Raw genomic sequence first — 19,972 nt, forward strand, 5'->3', positions numbered from 1 at the left:
GCCCGGAGCGGCCGGGCGGGTGGAGACCAGGCTGTACGGGGCGACTTGAGGCGGAGTCCAGACGAACTCGACGTCAGATTTGAGTCGTTCTGAGGACGAGGAGCACTGCCGTGACGGCGGCGACCACGGCGAAACCTCCCAGGTAGACCCACAGAGGCAGGACACCCACGAGATGCGACAACTGGCCACCCGTGCCGCCGCCGAGTGCCGCGCCCAGGTAGAAGAGGCCCATCATCCGGCTGTTGTGCCCCTTCGGCGTCGACTCCGCGGTGGTGCTCAGCCCGACGGGGCCGTACACCAGCTCACCGCACGTCATGCACAGGAACGCGGCGAGCAGCCACAGCGCGGACACGCGTGCGGCCCCGTCGCCCGTGAACCAGGCGCCCACCGAGAGGACGGCGAAGCCCCCCGCCGCGCAGAACAGGCCCACGGCGAACTTCCGTACCACGACGACCCTGCTGCCGACCCGCAGCCACAGCCAGGCGAACAGCGGCGCGAGCAGCAGCAGGAACAGCGGGTGGGCGGACTGGAACCAGCTGGCGGGAACCGTGAAGCCCGCGATCTCCCGGTCGGTGTGCTCACGCGCGAACAGGCTGAAGACCGAGCCGAGTTGGCTGTACATCGCCCAGAACAGCACGGACGGCACGAAGATCCGCCTGAAGGCCCGGACCCGGGCCCGCTCCGCCTCCGCCACGTCCCGGCCCCGCGTCAGCCGCCGGAAGTACCAGACGGGCGCGACGAGCGCGGCAAGCCCGCAGACCGCGAGCACGGGCCGCAACGGCAGCCCACCCGCCGCCGCGACCCCACAGACGAGCAGCACCGCGCCGGCCAGGGCCACCCAGGCGCCGCGCACCAGCCGGCGCAGTGCGGCCGGCGGCAGCGGACGGCTGGGCCCCGTCCGGGCCCCGCGCAGCGACGGGGCGCCGTGCAGATACTGCAGCACGCCGAAGGCCATGCCGACCGCCGCGGCGCCGAACCCCAGATGCCAGTTGACGCGCTCGCCCAGCAACCCGGTGACCAGCGGGCCGAGCAGGGCACTGACCTGGACGCTCATGTAGAACAGTGAGAAGGCCGCCTGCCGCTGCGGGCTGCTGGCACCCGGGTTCATCTGGTCGAACATCACGGGCAGGTTGGGCTTGAGCAGCCCGGTGCCGCAGGCGACCAGAAGCAGCCCGAGATAGAAGGTGGTGTGTGCGGGTACGGCCATGCAGACGTGGCCGGCCATGATGACCAGAGCCCCGCTCAGCATCGCCCGGTGGGTGCCCAGCACCCGGTCGCCGAGCCAGCCACCGGGCATGGCGGCCAGGAACGACACCGAGATGTAGAGGCCGAACAGTGCCCCTGCCGTGCCGTCGGAGAGCCCGAGGCCGCCTTGGGCGGCGGGTGCTGTCGCGTAGAGGAACAGCAGTGCCTGCATGCCGTAGAAGCTGAACCGCTCCCACATGTCCGTCATGAACAGGGTGCTGAACCAGCGCTCGCGGAACAGCGCCCGCACCGGCCGGGCGGAACCGGCCTGAGGCGCCGCGGCGGCGGAGGCGGGCGCCATGCTGTCCGAGGTCATCGCGTCGTCCTCCTCACAGCGCTATCCCGCCGTCTATCTGCACCACTTGTCCCGTGACGTAGTCGGCGTCGTCGGACAGCAGGAACGCGACCAGGGCGGCGACCGACTCCGCGGTGCCGAAGCGGCCCATCGCGACCTTCCCCACGGCGGCGTCGCGGGCCTTGGCCGTCATGCCGTCCAGCATGTCGGTCTCGATGAACCCGGGCGCCACGGCGTTGACCCGCACCCCGTAAGGCGCGACCTCCTTCGCGAGCGCCCGCGTGAGGCCGTTCAGCCCGGCCTTGGCCGTCGCGTAGTTGGTCTGCCCCGGGTTGCCGTAGACACCGATGACCGACGACACGTTCACGATCGCACCGGCCCTGCGGGTGATCAGCCCGCGCAACACCGAGCGGCTGACGTGGAACGCGCCGTCCAGACTGGTGCCGACCACGGCGGACCAGTCCTGCGCCGACATCAGCGCCATCGGGCGGTCCCGGAGCACACCGGCGCAGTTGACGACGGCGTACGGCGCGCCCAGCTTCTCCTGAGCCGCGCCGACGAACGCGCGCACGGCCTCGGCGTCGGTGACATCACAGACGGCGTGGTGGACCGCGGCCCCGGCCTCGGCGACCAGGCGGGCCGTCTCCAGGGCCGCCTCGTCGGCGGACCGCGAGCAGAATCCGATGTCGTAGCTCTCCCGCGCCAACCGGACCGCGATCGCACGGCCGATGCCCCGCGACCCGCCCGTGACCAGCGCACAACGCCTCTCCTGCATCATGTGGCCCTCTCTGTCGCTCACTTGGGCCGGGCGGCTGCCACGGCCCAGGCGAGCATGGTCGAGCCGCCTCGAGGGAGGCTCGACGAACGCGGGCCACGCTGACCGCATGGTGGAGAACCTCTTCGAACAGAACGTGCTGTGGGCCGTGCTGGCCGCTGTCTTCTGGGGCTTCGCGGCCCGCGGCGCGCGGCTCCTCGCGCTGCGCGCCGCGCCGCGCTCGATCCGGCGCAGGGCCCGGCTCGGTCTGGTCCTGCTGGGCGTATGCCTGCTGGTGCTCGCGCTGCGGGTCGCCCTCGCCCTCGCCCTCGCCGGCGCCGCGGGGTGGCGGGCCGCCGCTGACTTCGTGCTGTTCGCGGCAGTGCCGCCGGCCCTGGCCGCCGTCGCGGTGGCGGTGCTCGCGGCCCCCGCGTACTGGCGGCTGGCCCGCCCGAAGCCCCCGGCCCACGCGGACACGGCCGACGCCATACGCACACGGGCGGCGCACCCGGATGTGCCGGACATGGGGGTGACGGACGCGGGCGTGCCGGACATGGGGGTGACGGACGCGGATGAGACCGCGCGCACGCGGGCGGCGCGCACGGGTGTGCCGGACATGAAGGTGACGGACGCGGGTGTGCCGGACATGGAGGTGATGCACACGGGTGTGACGGACGCGGGCGTGGCAAACCCGCATGTGGACGGCGCGGCGCCGGCCGACGGCCGCGTGGGCAGGGACGTGGACGAGACCGCGCGCACGCGGGCGGCGCACAGGGACGTGACGAACATGGAGGTGACGGACGCGGGTGTGCCGGACATGGGGGCGCCGGACGCGGTCCTGGCGGACGTGCGTGTGGGCGGCGTGGCGGCGGCCGACGGCCGGCTGCGCACGGACGCGGATGAGATCGCGCTGCGCCGTGCCGCCGCACAGGCCCGGCTGGTCGTCCCGGTGCGGGCCTGCTTCGTGACCGTGCTCGCCGGTGCGCTGTTCACCCTGCATCCGCCCGCCCCGCCGTACACGGGCGTCCTGGTGCTCCAGACAGCGGTGCTGGCCGTGGCCGCGGGCGCGCTGCTCCTGCTCCAGCAGTCCCGTCAGGCCGCCATGACGGCCCCTGGCTGGCGGCCGCCCGGCCGGGCCAGGCGACTGCTGCGGTCCACCGCCGTGGTGACCTGCGTCGCCATGCTGTCCGTCGGCGGCTGCACCCTCATGGCGCAGCAGAGCCGGGTGCCGGGCCGCATGGACGAGTCCCACCACCTGCACGCGTACGACGCGGGCGGCGGCCCGGCTGCCGGACAGGCGCCCGTGCGCGACCTGACCACCCTCACCGGGCCGCGGGCCGGCGAGCCGGACCGGCGCTTCACGCTCACCGCGACCGAGCGCACCCTGCGCCTCGCCTCGGGCGAGAAGGTGGATGCCCTCGCCTTCAACGGCCGGCTGCCCGGCCCCGAACTCCGGGTGCGCCGGGGCGAACTGGTGGAGGTGGTCCTGGTCAACCGGAACGTCCCGGACGGAGTGACCCTGCACTGGCACGGCGTGGACGTACCCAACGCCGAGGACGGGGTGGCCGGGGTCACCCAGGACGCCGTACGGCCGGGCGGACGTCATGTGTACCGCTTCCGGCCGGACCGCGCGGGCACCTTCTGGTACCACTCGCACCAGCAGTCCAGTGAGGCCGTGGCGCGCGGCTTGTTCGGCGCGCTGATCGTGGAGGAGCCGGACACGCGGCCACCGGGCCTGGACCGGACCGTCGTCGCGCACGCCTGGGCCGTCGACGGAGGGAAAGTGCAGGCCGGGCCCCCTCGGGGAGGCGGAGGCGGCGCGCTCAGCGGCCGCAACGGCCGGCTCGGCGGCCCGCTGCGCACCGCGTTCGGCGACGACACCCGGGCCCGGCGCGAGAAGGTGCCCGCCGGCACCCCGGTCCGGCTGCGACTGGTCAACGCCGACAACTGCCCCCGTACCTACTCGGTCGCCGGAACCGCCTTCAAGGTCGTCGCGATCGACGGCAATGACGTCATCGGCCCCACGGACGTCAGGGACCGGCGGCTGCGCGTCGCGGGCGGCGGCCGCTACGACGTCACCTTCCGCCAGCCGGCCGGGCCCGTACAGCTGACCGTGGTCGGTGACGCCAACGCCGCGGGCGGCTCAGGCGGCTTCGAGGGCTGCGGCGAGGACGGGGCGTACGGGGAGGGAGGGACGCAGACGGCGTCCCTGCTGCTCGATCCCACCGGCGCAGCATCACCCCCGCCCGCCGTCACCGGCCCGCTCTTCGACCCGCTGCGGTACGGCTCCCGCGCGGGCACCCCGTTCGGCCCCGGGACGGCCTACGACCGCGACTTCCATCTCGTGCTCGGCAACAGCTTCGGGTTCTTCGACGGCGACCCGATGGTGCTGTGGACCGTCAACAACGCCGTCTACCCCGACATCCCCGCCCTGCTCGTCCGGGAGGGGGACCGGGTGCGCACCACCTTCGTCAACCGAAGCCTCGACGACCATCCCATGCATCTGCACGGCCACCGCATGCTCGTCCTGTCCCGCGACGGCGAGCGCGCGACCGGCAGCCCGTGGTGGACCGACACGCTGAACGTGGCGCCCGGTGAGCGGTACGAGGTCGCGTTCACGGCCGACAACCCCGGTCTGTGGATGGACCACTGCCACAACCTCGACCACGCCCGCGACGGAATGGTGCTCCACCTGGCCTACGACGGCGTGCGCACCCCCTACGTGGCGGGCAGATCCACCGGCAACCTTCCGGAGTGACCGCGTCCGGGGCCCCGGCGAGCTCCGGTCTCCCGGGGCTCTGCGGTCTCCCGGGGATCCTCCCCGGCCCCGGACGATGCCCGCCCCTGCTCCGCCAGCAGCCGCTCCCGCGCCGCGCGCACGCTCTGCCGGTCCGCCTCGGGGCCCCGAGCGCGGGGCGGCAGCGAGGTGACGACCGCACTGCGACCCGAGCGCACAGCCTCGTGCCCCCGCGCCAGCACGGCCAGGGTCTGCGCCGGGCCCGCCTCGACCAGCAGCCGGTCCTCGTCCCGCAACACCCGCTCCAGCGTCGGCCAGAACATCACCGCGGCAGTCGGTTGTACCGCCCAGAACGCGGGGCTGACCGCTTCCTGAGGGGTGATCGGCCGCGCGGTGTAGGCGGAGTAGAGGGGGACTCGCGGCGGGCACAGGCGCATGGTGCGGATCAGGGCCTCGGTCTTCGACACCACCGGCGCCAGCGCGGGACTGTGGTACGGACTGCGCGTGGCGAGCCGCCTGCACGTCCTGCCGTCCGCCGCGAGCCGGCGTGCCACCGCGCGCAACGGCTCCCGCGGGCCGGAGAGCACCGTGTGCCGCGGCGCGTTCACCGCGCCGACCACCACACCGTCCCGCAGGTATCCGGCCAGTTCCTCCGGGGCCGCCGCCACCGCGAGCATCCCGCCCGCAGGGGTGTCCCGCTGCATCAGGACGCGCTCCCACAGCAGCCGCACCGCGTCCTCCAGCTTGAACACGCCGGCGAGCACGGCGGCCGTGAACTCGCCCATGCTGTGCCCGAGATAGGCGTCCGGTTGGACGCCCCAGCCGGCGAGCAGGCGTCCCAAGCCGTAGTTCACGGCGAACAGCAGGGGAGCGGCGCGCGCGTCGGCGTCCATCGGCACGACCGGCTCGTCGGCCAGCCAGTCGGACCGTACGGCCTCGCCCTCCGCGCCGAGCAGGGCCAGGACTGTGTCGACCGCGTCCGTGAAGACCGGCTCGTGACCGTAGAGCCCGGCTGCCATCCGCGCGTGCTGGGCACCCGTTCCCGGGAACATGACGACGATCGAGCGCCGGTGAAGGTCTGTCATGACCCAAGGCTGGACGGCCCGGGTCGAGTCGGACTCCACCCGGGTGTACAGAGGCCGTTGAGGCTGCCTTGAGCGGGCGCACGCACGCTGGGAGCCATGAGCGTTGCCGAGACAGAGACGCCGACAGCGGCGGCCGGCGAGGACGGGCACCTGCGTGACCGTGCCGCCGAACTCGCCGAACTGCACGAGAGCGTACGCCGCGGCCCGAGCGAGCGGGCGACCGAGGCGCAGCACGCCAAAGGGAAACTGACCGCGCGCGAACGCATCGCACTGCTCTTCGACGACGGTACGTTCACCGAGATCGAAGAGCTGCGACGGCACCGGGCCACCGGCTTCGGCCTGGAGGACCGCCGTCCGCACACGGACGGAGTCGTCACCGGCTGGGGCCAGGTGCACGGCCGCACGGTGTTCGCGTACACCCACGATTTCCGGATCTTCGGCGGTGCCCTGGGGGAGGCCCACGCGGAGAAGATCCACAAGCTGATGGATCTGGCGGAGGCCGCCGGCTGTCCGATCGTCGGCCTGTGCGACGGCGCCGGCGCCCGGATCCAGGAAGGTGTCACCGCGCTCGCCGGCTATGGCGGCATCTTCTCCCGCAACGTCCGCAACTCCGGGGTGATCCCGCAGATCAGTGTGATCCTCGGGCCGTGTGCGGGCGGCGCCGCCTACTCCCCGGCACTGACCGACTTCGTCTTCATGGTCCGGGGCATCGCCCAGATGTTCATCACCGGACCCGACGTGGTGCAGGCGGTGACCGGCGAGGTCATCTCGCACGACGCACTCGGCGGCGCCGACACCCATGCGACGCTCTCCGGGGTGGCTCACTTCGCCTACGACGACGAGGAGTCCTGCCTCGAGGACGTCCGCCACCTGCTCTCCCTGCTGCCGTCCAACAACCGCGAACTGGCCCCGGCCGAGCCCGCCACCGACCCGGCGGACCGCCGCACCGAGGCGTTGCTCGACCTGGTTCCGGCCGACCCCGGCCACGCGTACGACATACGGCCGGTGATCGCGGAGATCGTCGACGACGGCGACTTCTTCGAGATCCAGGAGGCCTGGGCGCGCAACGTCGTCTGCGCCCTGGCCCGCCTGGACGGTCGGGTGACCGGAATCGTCGCCAACCAGCCCGCCTCGTACGCGGGCGTGCTGGACATCCACGCGTCGGAAAAAGCCGCGCGCTTCGTCCAGACCTGCGACTCCTTCAACATCCCGCTCGTCACCCTCGTGGACGTCCCCGGCTTCCTGCCCGGCGTCGACCAGGAGCACGGCGGGATCATCCGCCACGGCGCCAAGCTGCTCTACGCCTACTGCAACGCCACGGTGCCGCGCGTCCAGCTGATCCTGCGCAAGGCGTACGGCGGGGCCTACATCGTCATGGACTCCCGTTCCATCGGCGCCGACATCTCCCTGGCCTGGCCCAGCAACGAGATCGCTGTGATGGGGGCCGAGGGCGCGGCGAACGTCGTCTTCCGCCGCGAGATCGCGAACGCACCCGACCCGGACGCGGCCCGCGCGCGCCTGGTCAAGGAGTACCGCGCGGAGCTGATGCACCCCTACTACGCGGCCGAGCGCGGTCTCGTGGACAGTGTGATCGACCCGGCCGAGACCCGGATCCGGCTCATCGGGGCCCTGGAGATGCTCCGCACCAAGCAGGCCCCTCTCCCCAGCCGCAAGCACGGGAACCAACCGCAGTGAGCGGCACGCCCGACACCGGCGGGCTCCTGCGGATCACCCGCGGGACCCCGGAACCGGAGGAACTGGCGGCCCTGCTGCTGGCCCTGTACGCCCGGTCCGCGGCCGCCCGGCACGCCGCCGCCGGCCCCCAGGAGGCCCTGCCCCCGGCTCCGGGCTGGTCCGCCCGCCGCACCCCGACCCGCCGGGAGCCACGAACCGGCCACCACCAAGTGTGGCCACCGGCCACCGCCTGGGACCCCGGCCGTGACATGGTGCGCCGAACGACAGCCCCATGACCGGGCCCGGGGCGGCGCGCGGTCGCGGACGGTCAGGAAAGGTGCGGCAACCGTGCTGGTGGTCCGTGCACGTGGCCGACATGGTCGACGTCCACCTCGCCCCCGCCACCTGGCCGTGACGGGGGCGAGGCCCCGTCATCGTCTGCCGCGCACAGCGGCCGGGCCGTGGGACCGGAGGTCCCGCACAAGGCTTGTGCGTCCCACTCCGGCGAACTCTCAGCGCCGCACGGCCCCTCGCCTTCGCCGGCCCCCTTGTTGAAGGTTCCGCCGCAAACGTAGTTCTCGTCGGACAGGTCCCGGGAGCCGTCACACTCGGCAATCCCGAGGTGTCGAGCAGAGCCCTTTTCCACGCCCGCCGTCATGCGGCTGCGGTACTCAGCCAAGCGCGATGGCGGTCCACGACACCGGTGGCAGTTCGACGGTGAGCACGCCATCGGCGAGTTTCGCGGTCGTGTTCGCCGCCGGGGTCACGCGGTTCTGCTCCGTGAGTGTGTTCTTCGCGTACACGTCGGGGTCGGCGAGCGTGGCCGCCTCGGTGACCTGCGACGAGCCGAGGCCGCGGACGTCGATCGTGACCTGCGCCGCCTCCGCCAGGTCGCGGTTGACGAGGAAGACCGCGGCCCGGTCCTCGTCCACGGTGGCGACGGCGTCGATCACGGATGCCTCGCCGTGGCGCGCCGTCTCGTACACGGGCGCCTCGATCACGGGCCAAGGAGTTCGTCCGGGACGGACGCCGCGGCGAAGATCCGGCACAGGTGGACGCCGAACGGGCTGACACAGCTGGGCAGCAGCACCGACCAGTAGGAGTTGGTGATGTCGAGCTTGGCCATGAGCAGGAACAACGGCAGGGCGAACATCGGCGCCGGGATGAGAACCGAGGCGAGGACGACGTTGAACACGCTTTGCGTCTTCAGCCCCGGAAGGCCCCACAGGCAGGCGGCGGTGACGGCGGAGTGGATCACCGAGCCGGCCATGGAGCCCGACTGGTCGACCGGCAGGACGAGTTGCCACTGCTCAAGGCGGCGGCCGGTACCGCCAACCTCGCCCACGACCAGCCCGAGGGACGCCGGATCCTCATCCAGTGTCGGCACTTCCACGCCCCCCGGCCGGTGATCGTTCGATCAAGTGGCGGCACAGTAACGGGGCCCACTGACAACGGGCCGCGGACCGGCCCTCGGACCTGCCCGCACCTGGATGGCAGGATGCGAGGACGCGACGGGAGGGGCGGGAAGGGGCGGGGGAGCGATGGGGCGGAGCGAACGGGAGACGGTGGCCCGGGGCGGGCGGCTGTACGAGGCGGCACAGGCGTTGGCCGGCGACCACGCGCGCGCCGTGGAAGCCGTACGGGAGGCCCTGGCGCCGATCCACGACGACCTGGCAAGGCGCGAGCTGGACGTCATCCCGGTGGCCCGGCTCAAGGACGTCACCGAGGGCAGGCTGCGGCTCGGCGAGGTGGAGAAGGGCGGGTTCCGGACGGTCGGGCAGGTCCTCGACGCCGGGCCCTACCGGCTGCGTCAACTGCCCGGCGTCGGACAGCAGACCGCCGACCAGACGGTGGCGGCGGCCCGGCGGATCGCCGACGCCGTACGGGACACCGTCGCCGTACACATCGACGTGGACCGGCCCGACCCGCGGACCACCGCCCTGGTCATGGCGCTCGGCGTCCTGGTGGAGGCGGGTCCCGAGGCACGCCGGGCCGTCGACGCGGCCGGGGTACTGACCCGCCGCCTCGGCCCGCTGCTGGACGAGGCGGCGCCGCTGGCGGGACGGCTGCGCATGCTGTTCGCCGGGCAGGCCAGACGGGAACGCGCGCTCGCGGCCGCCGCCGAGATCCGCGCCCTGACCGAACAGGCCGACCAGGACGGCGTACCCGAACTGCTCGCGCAGGCCTGTGTCGACCTGCTGCGCCGCCCGGAGTCCGAACCGGCCGCCCTGGTCGACTTCGAGCTGCGCTCCGCCGAGTACTACGGCCTGCTCGCCGAGGTCTCCGGCCGCGCCCCCGACCCCGCCGCGGCCGAGGGATTCCTGCCGGACGAGGTGGCCGAGCGGGTCCGGACCCAGACGCTCGACGACACGCACCGCCGGGTCTCCCTGCGCGGCTACCAGGCCTTCGGCACCCGCTTCGCCCTCGCCCAGCGCCGCACGATCCTCGGCGACGAGATGGGGCTCGGCAAGACGATCCAGGCCATCGCGGCCCTCGCGCATCTCGCCGCCGCCGGACAGAGCCACTTCCTGGTCGTCAGCCCGGCCAGCGTGCTGATCAACTGGACCCGGGAGGTCGAGAAGCGCAGCACGCTGCGCGTGGCACCGCTGCACGGCCCCGACCGGCAGGAGGCGTTCGCCGACTGGAAGGACCGCGGCGGGGTCGCGGTCACCACCTTCGACGCACTGCGCGGCTTCCCGGCGCCGGGCGGGGGCGAGCTGGGCATGCTCGTCGTCGACGAGGCGCACTACGTGAAGAACCCCGACACCCTCCGCTCCAGGACCGTCTCCGCATGGGCCGAGCACTGCGACCGGGTGCTGTTCCTGACCGGTACGCCCATGGAGAACCGCGTGGAGGAGTTCCGCAGCCTGGTGCGGATCCTGCGGCCCGACCTGGCCGAGACCGTCGACGACCGCGACTCGGTGGCCGGCTCGAAGGCGTTCCGCAAGGCGGTCGCGCCGGTCTACCTGCGCCGCAACCAGCAGGACGTCCTCACCGAACTCCCCGCCCTCCAGCACACGGACGAGTGGGAGGAGCCCAGCGCGGCGGACGAGGAGGCCTACCGCGAGGCCGTCCGCGCGGGCAACTTCATGGCGATGCGCAGGGCGGCGTACGCCCGTCCCGAGCGGTCGGCGAAGCTGGACCGGCTGCGCGAGATAGCCGGGGAGGCCGCCGAGAACGGGCTGAAGGTCGTGGTGTTCTCCGGTTTCCGGGACGTGCTGGGGGTGGTGCGGGACGCACTGGCGGACGCTTCAGGAGGGGCGGCGGGTGCGCGTCCGGCGCACGGGCGCGTCTTCGGGCCGATCTCCGGCAGCGTGCCGCCCGCCCGTCGGCAGCGGCTCGTCGACGACTTCGCCGCCGCGCCCGGCCACGCGGTCCTTCTCGCGCAGATCGAGGCCGGGGGAGTGGGCCTCAACATGCAGGCCGCCTCCGTAGTGATCCTCTGCGAGCCCCAGCTCAAGCCGACCGTCGAACACCAGGCCGTCGCCCGCGCCCACCGCATGGGCCAGGTCCGCTCGGTCCAGGTGCACCGCCTGCTCTGCACCGGCGGGGTGGACGAGCGGCTCGTGCGACTGCTGGAGAACAAGTCCCGCCTGTTCGACGCGTACGCCCGGCGCAGCGCGGTCGCCGAGTCGACACCGGACGCCGTCGACATCTCCGACCTCGCCCTGGCCCGCCGCATCGTCGAGGAGGAGCAGGCCCGGCTGGGCGAGACCACCGCCGAGCCCGCGGCGGAACAGGCGTGAGCGCGGCCCCGTACGGGGATCACGGCCGCCCGGTCGCCCGCCGGCAGGCCTGCGCGTAAGCCCGTACGAGGGGACGGTGGGCGTCCGCACGGCGCCAGGCCAGCGCGTAACGGCTCGGCGAGAGCCCGCGGACCGGACGGGTCACGACCCCGCCCAGGGTGATCAGCGGGGCGTTGCCCGTCGCGACCAGGCAGATGCCGAGGCCCGCGACCAGGGCCTCGTACGTCTCCTCGGTGCCGGCGATCTCCGCGCCGACACGCGGCGTCCGGCCGCCCCGCTCCTCCAGGGCGAGCCAGTGGTCGCGCAACGGGCCGGCGCTCGACGGCAGCGCGAGGAACGGCTCGTCCACCAGGTCCGTGAAGTCGATCTCGGCGCGGGTGGCGAGCGGGTGGGACTCCGGGAGGGCGACCAGGCGGGGCTCCTCCGCGAGCACCGTCCAGGCGTAGCGGCCGGCGTCGGGCAGGGGTAGCCAGACGAAGGCGACGTCGGCGGTGCCGTCCGCCAGGCCCGCCGTGGGGTCCTCCCAGCTCATCTGGCGCAGCCGCAGGGCGGTGTCCGGGTGTGCGGCGGTGAAGCGGGAGCGGATCGCCGGGAGCAGGCCGCCGCGCCCCGGACTGGTGCTCATCCCGACCACCAGCGTGCCGCGCGCCGCCGCGCGGGCGGCCGCCAGCGCCCCGGACCCCGCCGACCAGGCGTCCAGCACCTGCCGCGCATACGGCAGCAGCGCGGTTCCGGCCTCGGTCAGCCGTACGCCCTGCGGACCGCGCCGGAACAGCTCGACGCCCAACTGCCGCTCCAGCGCCCGTACCTGCTTGCTGAGCGCGGGCTGCGAGACGTACAACCGCTCGGCCGCCCGGGTGAAGTGCAGTTCCTCGGCCACCGCCACGAAGTAGCGCAGGTCGCGCACATGAACGTCCATGGTCATAACCATCGGTTATCAGCGTGGGTCTTGGACGGGCGACCCCGGCCCGCCGCACGCTGGGCAGTGGGCCGATGCGAGGCCGATGCGACGACTAGGAGCTGTCATGAACAAGGTGTGGCTGATCACCGGCGCGACCAGCGGTTTCGGCCGGGCGCTCGCGGAGGCGGCGCTAGCGGAGGGTGACGTGGTGGTCGGCGCGGCCCGCCGGCCCGAGGGCCTGGACGACCTGGTGGCCGCGCACCCCGACCAGGTGGAGGCGCTGCGGCTGGACGTCACGCAGACGGGCGCGGCGGAAGCGGCCGTACACGACGTCGTCGCGCGGCACGGACGGATCGACGTCCTGGTCAACAACGCGGGCCGCACCCACGTCGGCGCCTTCGAGGAGACGACGGAGCGGGAACTGCGCGAGCTGTTCGACGTGCATGTCTTCGGGCCTGCCGCCCTGACCCGGGCTGTGCTGCCGCACATGCGCGAACGCCGCTCCGGGGCGATCGTGCAGATGAGCAGCATGGGCGGGCAGATGTCCTTCGCGGGCTTCTCGGCGTACAGCGGCACGAAGTTCGCCCTGGAGGGCCTGTCCGAGGGGCTCGCCGACGAGGTCGCCGAGTACGGCATCAAGGTGCTGATCGTCGAGCCGGGTTCCTTCCGCACGGCACTGTTCGAGACCGGGCGGGCGGGAACCAGCACGGACAGCGGCCTGTACGCCAAGGTGGCGCGGACCCGCGAGTCCGTCTCCGCGGGTGACGGCACCCAGCCCGGCGACCCGGCGAAGGCGGCGGCCCTGATCCGGGCCGCTCTGGAGGCCGAACGGACCCCCCTGCGGCTGCCCCTGGGCGACGACGGGGTCACGGCCGTACTCGGCCATCTGGACCAGGTGCGCGAGGACATCGGAGCGTGGGAGAAGTCGACGAGGGCGACGGGGTTCGACGACTGACACCGTCCTGCCGTCGCGCGAGAATGTTTGCGCGAGAACGTTCCGCGCGAACGGGGACAGGCCGCGACGCCAGGTCCACGGCCTGTCCTCGCTCAGGAAGCGATTACCAGCAGAGCTTGCTGAGGGTGTGGATGTCGCACGGCATGGGTGCGGCGGGGGCGGCCGAAGCGGCGGGGGCGGCGACAGCCGCGAGTATGGCGGCGATGAAAAGGGCAGCTGCGTAGCGCATGTGAACGTCCTTCCTGGGGGGTCCGCGAGGACACGTCGTCCTGGCGGAATGCCCCCAGGCTTGCGTAAACCCGCACAGCCTGCATGTCGAAGGTTCACGGAAAGTAATCGGTCACCCGGTCGCCGCACCGGTCGGCCGACGGGGCGCGGGGCCGTGAAACCCAGGCCGGGCGGGCGGAGTTCGCCGTGCACGACCCTTGTGCAATTCCTGTGGAGGCCTCAATCTTTCGGCTGACGCACAGGAGTGGCACAGGAAATTGACATGCCCCTGTCCACTTCGGAGTTGCCCCCACCAACGCACCACCGATCGAGGAGGACCCCTCAGATGGCAGTGATGCGTAACTCCCGAAGAGACACCCGGCGAAGACTGTCCGCGCTCAGCGTGGCGGCCACCGCGGCCCTCACCGCGGGCCTCGTCTCCGCTCTCCCCGCCGCGGCCGCACCCGAGGGCCGCATCCAGTACGCGGGCGCCGCCAACGCCGTCGCCGGCAGCTACATCGTGAACCTCAAGGCCGACCAGGCCCGTTCGGGTTCCCAGGCCGGGCGCGCCCTGGTCGAGAAGTACGGCGCCGGCATCGAGCGGACGTACCGGAAGGCCCTCAACGGCTACGCGATCGAGGCCTCCGAGGCCGAGGCCAAGCGCCTCGCCGCCGACCCGGCCGTCGCCTCCGTCGTCCAGAACCGCACGTTCAGCATCGACGCGACCCAGACCAACCCGCCCTCCTGGGGCCTGGACCGCATCGACCAGAAGAACCTGCCGCTGAACAGGTCATACACCTACCCGGACTCGGCCGGGCAGGGCGTGACGGCGTACGTCATCGACACCGGCGTCCGCATCACCCACAGCGACTTCGGCGGCCGTGCCTCCTACGGCTACGACGCCATCGACAACGACAACACCGCCCAGGACGGCCACGGCCACGGCACGCACGTGGCCGGCACGGTCGCCGGGACGTCGTACGGCGTCGCCAAGAAGGCGAAGATCGTCGGCGTCCGGGTGCTGAACAACTCCGGGCAGGGCACCACCGACCAGGTCGTCGCCGGCATCGACTGGGTCGCCCAGAACGCCGTCAAGCCGGCCGTCGCCAACATGTCCCTCGGCGGCGGCGCCGACTCCGCCCTCGACACGGCCGTACGCAACGCCATCGCCTCCGGCATCACCTTCGCGGTGGCTGCGGGCAACGAGTCGACGAACGCCTCCACCAAGTCCCCCGCACGCGTCACCGAGGCCATCACGGTCGGCGCGACCACGAGCTCGGACGCCAAGGCGAGCTACTCCAACTACGGCTCGGTGCTCGACCTGTTCGCCCCGGGCTCGTCCATCACCTCGGCCTGGAACTCCGGCGACTCGGCGACCAACACCATCTCCGGTACGTCGATGGCGAGCCCGCACGTGGCGGGCGCGGCCGCGCTCTACCTGGCCGACAACCCCTCGGCCACCCCGGCCCAGGTCTCCTCGGCCCTGACGTCCGCCGCCACGACCGGCGTCGTCACCAGCCCCGGCACGGGCTCGCCCAACCGGCTCCTGTACGTGGGCGGCGGTACGACGACCCCTCCGGGCCCACGCTTCGAGAACACCGGTGACTACACGATCAGCGACAACGCCACGGTCGAGTCCCCGGTGACGGTCTCCGGCGTCACCGGCAACGCGCCCTCCTCCCTGGCCGTCGAGGTCCACATCGTGCACACGTACATCGGCGACCTCCAGGTCCAGCTGATCGCCCCCGACGGCACCGCGTACACACTGAAGTCGTACGGCACGGGCGGCAGTTCGGACAACATCAACACCACGTACTCGGTGAACGCCTCCGCGGAGGCCGCCAACGGCACGTGGAAGCTGCGCGTCAGCGACAACGCGAACTGGGACACCGGACGGATCGACGCCTGGGCGCTCCAGTTCTAGCCCGCCGTCAGTAGTCCTCCTCGTCCTCGCGGAACGGCTCCGGGTCCGTGACCCAGCCGGCCGCGAGGACGAGCCGTGTGTGCCGGTGCACGGCGAGGAATCCGAAGGGACGGTCGAAGGCGGCCTTGACCGTGGTGGTCACCCAGCGGGGCTTCGGCACCCCCGCCCCGGCCATGCCGAAGGCCGTCACCGCAGCCGCCTCGAAGCCCCGGGCACCGAACCTCGCCACGGCCAACTGCCGGGCCGATCCGACGTACAGGGGAAAGTCGCTGATGCCGGGAAAGCTGCCGGGGCCGCCCTGCTCCCGCGACGCTGCCGTGAGTCCGAACACCTCGTGGTGATCGAGGAGATCATGGTCCGCGCGCACGGCGTAGGCCACGGTCCGGACCTCCAGCGTCGGAGGCTCGGGCGTCGTGGCGCGCTCCTTCACGACGCACAGCCCGGGGCCCACGTCGCCGTAGGGGAGCCGGTGCCCCGGCACGACGGGATGCCGACGCTCCAGGATGCCCACCCCCGCCGCCACCACCTGCCCCGGCGTCATCCCCTCCTCGCCCAGCAGCAGATGAACGTCGATCGCACCGTTGCCGAGCACCGTCAGCCGGGTGACATGGCCCTGCGGGGTGTCCGCAACGCCGATCCGGTCCAGCAACGTGCTCTCGCGCCACAGCCCCAGCAGTTCCCGCCCGGACCACGGCCCGGCCTCCGGCATCCAGCACGACTCCCGGAACGGCCGCAGCCACGCGGTCCGCAACGCCAGAGCGGCGGCCAGCACCATCTCGGTGTCCTCGTCGAGCAGGACGGGCATCGACTCGATCAGCCCACCCGTCCGCTTGGCCGCCCAGGCGTCCAACGCCGCCTTGTCCGCCGCCGCGTCCCCCGTCAGCACCCCGTGTGCCTCCGCGGGCAGCCCCGCCTCCCAGCGCTCCCGCAGCTCCAGCGTCCGCCTGGTCCACAGCCCGAGCGCCGAGTCCAGCCCGCGCATCGCCCCCATCGCCCCGAGCAACTCCCGCGCCGCGCCCGCCGCCTCGTCCGCCGGCAATCCCACCCCGTCGGCCAGCTCCGCCCGCGCCGCGCCCCCGGCCCCGTCCGCCAGAAACGCGAGCAGCGGCCACACGCCCGCCGCCGAGAGGACCGTGCCGCCCGCACCGCCTCCCGAGTCCCGCACCGCCCCCGCCCACCGGACGGTCAACGCGTTGACCGTCCGGATCGTCGTATTCGTAACCCGCATGACATCCCCCCTCGTCCCCCGCTTACCATTCGCCAAGTCGTACGCCCGTTCCCACTCCTCGGCACCGCCGTCCGAACCAGGAGCACGGTACTCGTGTCCATACCTCCGCCTCCCGGCCCGGAGCAGCCCCAAGGGCCGTACGGGCAGGGCCAGTACCCGCCGCCGTCGGCGTACCCGCACCCGTACCAGCCCTATGGCCCCTACGGTCCCTACGGCCGTCCCGTCCCTGTCAACGGCCTGGCGATCAGCTCCCTCGTGCTCGGCATCCTCTGCTTCGTGCCGGCCGTCGGACTGGTGCTGGGGCTGATCGCGCTGGCGCAGATCAAGAAGCGGGGCGAGCACGGCAAGGGGATGGCGGTGGCCGGTTCCGTGCTGTCCTCGGTCGGGCTCGCGCTGTGGGCGCTGGTGCTGTCCACGGGGTCCGTCTCGGACTTCTGGGACGGCTTCAGGGGCGCCGCGAACGGCGAGGGCACCGCCTACGCGCTCGCCAAGGGCGACTGCTTCGACACGCCGACCGGCGACCTGGAGGGCGACGCCTACGACGTAGACGAGGTGCCCTGCGCCGGCGAGCACGACGCCGAGGTGTTCGCCGTGGTCACGCTCCCGGGCGGCGCCTTCCCGGGCGACGGCGAGATCGAGCGGACCGCGGACGACAAGTGCTACGCGCTCCAGGACGGCTACGCCATGGACACCTGGGCCGTACCGGACGACGTGGACGTCTACTACCTCGTCCCGTCCCGGCAGAGCTGGCGCGTCGGCGACCGGGAGATCACCTGCATGTTCGGCAGCACGGCCGACGACGTCAGGCTGACCGGCTCGCTGCGCTCCGACCCCACGACGCTCGACGCCGACCAGACCGCGCTCCTCACCGCGACCAACGCCATCGACACGGTCCTGTACGAGGAACCGGAGGAATACCCCGAGGAGGACCTGGCGGCCAACCAGGCCTGGGCGAAGGACGTCCACACCGTGCTCGGCGAGCAGATCGAGGCGCTGCGCGGGCACGACTGGCCGGCCGATGCCAAGGAGCCGGTGGCGGATCTGGTCGAGGAGATGGAGGCCGCCCGCAAGGAGTGGTCGCGGGCGGCCGCGACGAAGGACGCGGACACGTACTACACGCACTACGAGAACGGGTACGAGTACGTCGACGGCCCCACCACCGTCACCGCGCGCAAGGCTCTGGGCCTGGACACCACGGTGCCGACCTACGAGGACGATTTCGGCAGCGGCGACGACAGCGGGAGCGGGGACGGCCTGGCCGTGTGAGCCAGGTGTGAACGCGGCTATAGCGGGGAGAAAGTGCCTGCGTAAAGCCCTCTGCGGACACAAGTCATCACATCGAGTGATTCTCTGGCCTTTGCTTGCACGGGACAACCCACGGTTGCCACGCTGTTGCTGTCTGTACAAGCTGATGGGAGCGGCCAGTGACTTTCGGTGAGCAGCCGGCGTATCTGCGCGTCGCGGGTGATCTCCGCAAGAAGATCGTCGACGGTTCGCTGCCACCGCACACCCGCCTCCCGTCCCAGGCCCGCATCCGCGAGGAGTACGGCGTCTCGGACACCGTCGCCCTCGAGGCCCGCAAGGTGTTGATGGCCGAGGGGCTGGTCGAAGGCCGCTCCGGCTCCGGGACGTACGTCCGTGAGCGCCCGGTGCCCCGCCGTATCTCCCGCTCCGGCTTCCGCCCGCCGAGCGGGGCCACCCCCTTCCGCCAGGAGCAGGCCGACGGCGAGACGCGCGGCACCTGGGAGTCCAGCAGCAGGCAGGTCGAGGCGAGCGTCGCCGTCGCCGAGCGGCTCGGCATCCGGCCCGGCGACCGCGTCATGTGCACCAAGTACCTCTTCCGGGACGCCGGTGAGGCGATGATGCTCTCCACCTCCTGGGAGCCGCTCGCCGTCACCGGCCGTACGCCCGTGATGCTGCCCGAGGAGGGCCCGCTCGGCGGCATGGGTGTCGTCGAGCGCATGGCGGCCATCGACATCGTCGTGGACAACGTCACCGAGGAGGTGGGCGCCCGCCCCGGCCTCGCGGAGGAGCTGCTGACGCTGGGCGGCGTCCCCGGTCATGTGGTCGTGGTCATCCAGCGCACCTACTACGCCTCCGGGCGTCCGGTGGAGACGGCGGACGTCGTGATCCCGGCGGACCGCTACCGGGTCGCGTACCACCTCCCGGTGAAGTAGCGCACTTGTTCGTGAAGTAGCGCACACCTTCACCGCAGTTACCTCCGGCAGGGCCTCAACTCCCGCCCCTTCGCCCGCCGTTTGAATCTAGCCGTTTTCGCAGGTCGTCGCGGGCGTGTGTGCCATGCCCGTGACCGGATGCATCGACGTCCGCGCACGGCGCGTTCGATGCCGTGCGCCCCCTCCGACTTGGCTGGTTGCGTACCTCTTTGTGAAAAGCCGTATTCGCAGCGTAAAGGTTAGGCGTAGGCTCGGGCATATGCGGATTGCGGTTTCCTTAGCGGGCGGGGCACGGCACAGGCCGCGAGCGGTATCCGGGCGGCTGTGGGCGGGAAGGAGCGGTGGGGCTCGATGAACGACAGCACGATCACTCTTCCTTGGCTCGTGATTCGACAGGACGACAACGGCAATCGCTACCGCGTCGGCCGGTACGCGACCCGCGCCGAGGCCCAGAAGATCGCAGACAGCCTCGACAGCCGCGGACACAAGCAGCTGTACTGGGTCGAACGGCTCGCTCAGAACGGCGACTAGCCCCGCCACGACCCTGTAGGGGCGGGGGGAACTGCGCGACCAGCCGCGACGCGCCGCAGCCGAAGTCGGCGCCCCGAGCGGAGCGCCTAGGCTCTGGCGCATGACGGAACGGATCGTGGTCGGGGCCGCGTTGGTGCGGCGGGGCCGCCTGCTCGCGGCGCGTCGTAGCGCTCCCGAGGAACTGGCCGGGCGCTGGGAGCTGCCCGGAGGCAAGGTCGAGCCCGGTGAGGCGCCCGAGGTGGCGCTCGTGCGGGAGCTGCGGGAGGAACTCGGCGTGGACGCCGAGGTGATCGAGCGCCTGCCGGGGGAGTGGCCCCTGAAGCCCCCTTACGTCCTACAGGTGTGGACGACCCGGCTCCTCCCCGGCTCCGGGGACCCCGAGCCCCTCCAGGACCACGACGCCCTGCGCTGGCTCGGTGCCGGGGAACTCTGGGACGTCGACTGGCTGGACCCGGACGTGCCGGCGGTCCGGGAGGTGGCGGGGCGGCTTCGTTCCTGAGGAAATTTCCCGGA

At 72.5% G+C, this 19,972-nt stretch carries 18 protein-coding genes; 10 read left to right on the forward strand and 8 right to left on the reverse strand.

The window, feature by feature from the left end:
* Positions 1-73 precede the first annotated feature (73 nt).
* Together ACZ4UU_RS24760 and fabG are read right to left on the reverse strand one after the other, a co-directional pair.
* Complete coding sequence (locus tag ACZ4UU_RS24760; protein WP_471905558.1) at positions 74-1,561, reverse strand: peptide MFS transporter; 1,488 nt, start codon at positions 1,559-1,561, stop codon at positions 74-76.
* Positions 1,562-1,574: 13 nt separating this feature from the next.
* Complete coding sequence (fabG, locus tag ACZ4UU_RS24765; RefSeq protein WP_471905852.1) at positions 1,575-2,315, reverse strand: 3-oxoacyl-ACP reductase FabG; 741 nt, start codon at positions 2,313-2,315, stop codon at positions 1,575-1,577.
* A 109-nt stretch (positions 2,316-2,424) separates the two neighbouring features.
* On the opposite strand from fabG, the gene ACZ4UU_RS24770 reads away from it, so the two are divergent.
* On the forward strand, positions 2,425-5,052 hold the full coding sequence (locus ACZ4UU_RS24770) for a multicopper oxidase family protein (protein WP_471905559.1): 2,628 nt from the start codon (positions 2,425-2,427) through the stop codon (positions 5,050-5,052).
* On the opposite strand, the gene ACZ4UU_RS24775 is transcribed toward ACZ4UU_RS24770, so the two are convergent.
* Complete coding sequence (locus ACZ4UU_RS24775) at positions 5,013-6,116, reverse strand: acyltransferase domain-containing protein (protein WP_471905560.1); 1,104 nt, start codon at positions 6,114-6,116, stop codon at positions 5,013-5,015. The two genes, ACZ4UU_RS24770 and ACZ4UU_RS24775, sit on opposite strands and share 40 nt — an antisense overlap.
* A 96-nt stretch (positions 6,117-6,212) precedes the next feature.
* Here ACZ4UU_RS24775 and ACZ4UU_RS24780 point away from each other — a divergent pair, with 96 nt between their 5' ends.
* Together ACZ4UU_RS24780 and ACZ4UU_RS24785 are read left to right on the forward strand one after the other, a co-directional pair.
* Positions 6,213-7,811, forward strand: a complete 1,599-nt coding sequence (locus ACZ4UU_RS24780; protein WP_471905561.1) for an acyl-CoA carboxylase subunit beta — start codon at positions 6,213-6,215, stop codon at positions 7,809-7,811.
* Positions 7,808-8,086 carry an acyl-CoA carboxylase epsilon subunit gene (locus ACZ4UU_RS24785; RefSeq protein ID WP_471905562.1) on the forward strand — a complete coding sequence of 93 codons (279 nt, stop codon included), beginning with the start codon at positions 7,808-7,810 and terminating at the stop codon, positions 8,084-8,086. Before ACZ4UU_RS24780 ends, ACZ4UU_RS24785 begins: the two co-directional genes overlap by 4 nt.
* Before the next feature lie 375 nt (positions 8,087-8,461).
* Here ACZ4UU_RS24785 and ACZ4UU_RS24790 read toward each other — a convergent pair whose 3' ends face one another.
* Together ACZ4UU_RS24790 and ACZ4UU_RS24795 are read right to left on the reverse strand one after the other, a co-directional pair.
* The gene (locus ACZ4UU_RS24790; RefSeq protein ID WP_471905563.1) at positions 8,462-8,791 is read right to left on the reverse strand and encodes an alpha-L-arabinofuranosidase C-terminal domain-containing protein; all 330 of its coding nucleotides are present in this window, start codon (positions 8,789-8,791) and stop codon (positions 8,462-8,464) included.
* Entirely contained in the window at positions 8,788-9,177 is a 390-nt protein-coding gene (locus tag ACZ4UU_RS24795; protein WP_471905564.1) for a VWA domain-containing protein, read from the reverse strand. The genes ACZ4UU_RS24790 and ACZ4UU_RS24795 overlap by 4 nt, the downstream gene beginning before the upstream one ends.
* Before the next feature lie 154 nt (positions 9,178-9,331).
* On the opposite strand from ACZ4UU_RS24795, the gene ACZ4UU_RS24800 reads away from it, so the two are divergent.
* Positions 9,332-11,536: a DEAD/DEAH box helicase gene (locus tag ACZ4UU_RS24800; protein WP_471905565.1), complete on the forward strand. Its 2,205-nt coding sequence runs from the start codon at positions 9,332-9,334 to the stop codon at positions 11,534-11,536.
* 19 nt (positions 11,537-11,555) lie between these two features.
* Here ACZ4UU_RS24800 and ACZ4UU_RS24805 read toward each other — a convergent pair whose 3' ends face one another.
* Complete coding sequence (locus tag ACZ4UU_RS24805; protein ID WP_471905566.1) at positions 11,556-12,461, reverse strand: LysR family transcriptional regulator; 906 nt, start codon at positions 12,459-12,461, stop codon at positions 11,556-11,558.
* Positions 12,462-12,561: 100 nt separating this feature from the next.
* Here ACZ4UU_RS24805 and ACZ4UU_RS24810 point away from each other — a divergent pair, with 100 nt between their 5' ends.
* Positions 12,562-13,392 (forward strand): oxidoreductase, encoded by an 831-nt coding sequence (locus ACZ4UU_RS24810; RefSeq protein WP_471905567.1) that lies wholly within the window; start codon positions 12,562-12,564, stop codon positions 13,390-13,392.
* Positions 13,393-13,495: 103 nt separating this feature from the next.
* Here ACZ4UU_RS24810 and ACZ4UU_RS24815 read toward each other — a convergent pair whose 3' ends face one another.
* The gene (locus tag ACZ4UU_RS24815; protein WP_471905568.1) at positions 13,496-13,621 is read right to left on the reverse strand and encodes a hypothetical protein; all 126 of its coding nucleotides are present in this window, start codon (positions 13,619-13,621) and stop codon (positions 13,496-13,498) included.
* A gap of 324 nt (positions 13,622-13,945) precedes the next feature.
* Here ACZ4UU_RS24815 and ACZ4UU_RS24820 point away from each other — a divergent pair, with 324 nt between their 5' ends.
* On the forward strand, positions 13,946-15,523 hold the full coding sequence (locus ACZ4UU_RS24820; protein ID WP_471905569.1) for a S8 family peptidase: 1,578 nt from the start codon (positions 13,946-13,948) through the stop codon (positions 15,521-15,523).
* Between the two features lie 7 nt (positions 15,524-15,530).
* Here the strand turns inward: ACZ4UU_RS24820 and ACZ4UU_RS24825 are convergent, their stop codons facing one another.
* Positions 15,531-16,751 (reverse strand): serpin family protein, encoded by a 1,221-nt coding sequence (locus tag ACZ4UU_RS24825; protein ID WP_471905570.1) that lies wholly within the window; start codon positions 16,749-16,751, stop codon positions 15,531-15,533.
* Between the two features lie 93 nt (positions 16,752-16,844).
* Between ACZ4UU_RS24825 and ACZ4UU_RS24830 the strand changes: the two genes are divergently transcribed.
* The 4 genes from ACZ4UU_RS24830 (at position 16,845) to ACZ4UU_RS24845 (ending at position 19,958) form a co-directional block, all read left to right on the forward strand.
* Positions 16,845-18,017 carry a DUF4190 domain-containing protein gene (locus ACZ4UU_RS24830; protein WP_471905571.1) on the forward strand — a complete coding sequence of 391 codons (1,173 nt, stop codon included), beginning with the start codon at positions 16,845-16,847 and terminating at the stop codon, positions 18,015-18,017.
* A 158-nt stretch (positions 18,018-18,175) separates the two neighbouring features.
* Entirely contained in the window at positions 18,176-18,928 is a 753-nt protein-coding gene (locus ACZ4UU_RS24835) for a GntR family transcriptional regulator (RefSeq protein ID WP_471905572.1), read from the forward strand.
* A 351-nt stretch (positions 18,929-19,279) separates the two neighbouring features.
* Complete coding sequence (locus ACZ4UU_RS24840) at positions 19,280-19,459, forward strand: SPOR domain-containing protein (protein WP_471905573.1); 180 nt, start codon at positions 19,280-19,282, stop codon at positions 19,457-19,459.
* Positions 19,460-19,559: 100 nt separating this feature from the next.
* The gene (locus tag ACZ4UU_RS24845; RefSeq protein WP_471905574.1) at positions 19,560-19,958 is read left to right on the forward strand and encodes an NUDIX domain-containing protein; all 399 of its coding nucleotides are present in this window, start codon (positions 19,560-19,562) and stop codon (positions 19,956-19,958) included.
* Positions 19,959-19,972 lie beyond the last annotated feature (14 nt).

The organism is Streptomyces sp. NPDC028907, assembly GCF_055564995.1.

Excerpts from the sequence above, each read along its gene's own strand:
- ACZ4UU_RS24820 (WP_471905569.1), top strand. The coding sequence starts at position 13,946 with ATGGCAGTGATGCGTAACTCCCGAAGAGACACCCGGCGAAGACTGTCC.
- fabG (WP_471905852.1), bottom strand. The coding sequence starts at position 2,315 with ATGCAGGAGAGGCGTTGTGCGCTGGTCACGGGCGGGTCGCGGGGCATC.
- ACZ4UU_RS24760 (WP_471905558.1), bottom strand. The coding sequence starts at position 1,561 with ATGACCTCGGACAGCATGGCGCCCGCCTCCGCCGCCGCGGCGCCTCAG.
- ACZ4UU_RS24815 (WP_471905568.1), bottom strand. The coding sequence starts at position 13,621 with ATGCGCTACGCAGCTGCCCTTTTCATCGCCGCCATACTCGCGGCTGTC.
- ACZ4UU_RS24845 (WP_471905574.1), top strand. The coding sequence starts at position 19,560 with ATGACGGAACGGATCGTGGTCGGGGCCGCGTTGGTGCGGCGGGGCCGC.
- ACZ4UU_RS24800 (WP_471905565.1), top strand. The coding sequence starts at position 9,332 with ATGGGGCGGAGCGAACGGGAGACGGTGGCCCGGGGCGGGCGGCTGTAC.
- ACZ4UU_RS24840 (WP_471905573.1), top strand. The coding sequence starts at position 19,280 with ATGAACGACAGCACGATCACTCTTCCTTGGCTCGTGATTCGACAGGAC.
- ACZ4UU_RS24810 (WP_471905567.1), top strand. The coding sequence starts at position 12,562 with ATGAACAAGGTGTGGCTGATCACCGGCGCGACCAGCGGTTTCGGCCGG.
- ACZ4UU_RS24770 (WP_471905559.1), top strand. The coding sequence starts at position 2,425 with ATGGTGGAGAACCTCTTCGAACAGAACGTGCTGTGGGCCGTGCTGGCC.
- ACZ4UU_RS24805 (WP_471905566.1), bottom strand. The coding sequence starts at position 12,461 with ATGACCATGGACGTTCATGTGCGCGACCTGCGCTACTTCGTGGCGGTG.
- ACZ4UU_RS24780 (WP_471905561.1), top strand. The coding sequence starts at position 6,213 with ATGAGCGTTGCCGAGACAGAGACGCCGACAGCGGCGGCCGGCGAGGAC.
- ACZ4UU_RS24825 (WP_471905570.1), bottom strand. The coding sequence starts at position 16,751 with ATGCGGGTTACGAATACGACGATCCGGACGGTCAACGCGTTGACCGTC.
- ACZ4UU_RS24775 (WP_471905560.1), bottom strand. The coding sequence starts at position 6,116 with ATGACAGACCTTCACCGGCGCTCGATCGTCGTCATGTTCCCGGGAACG.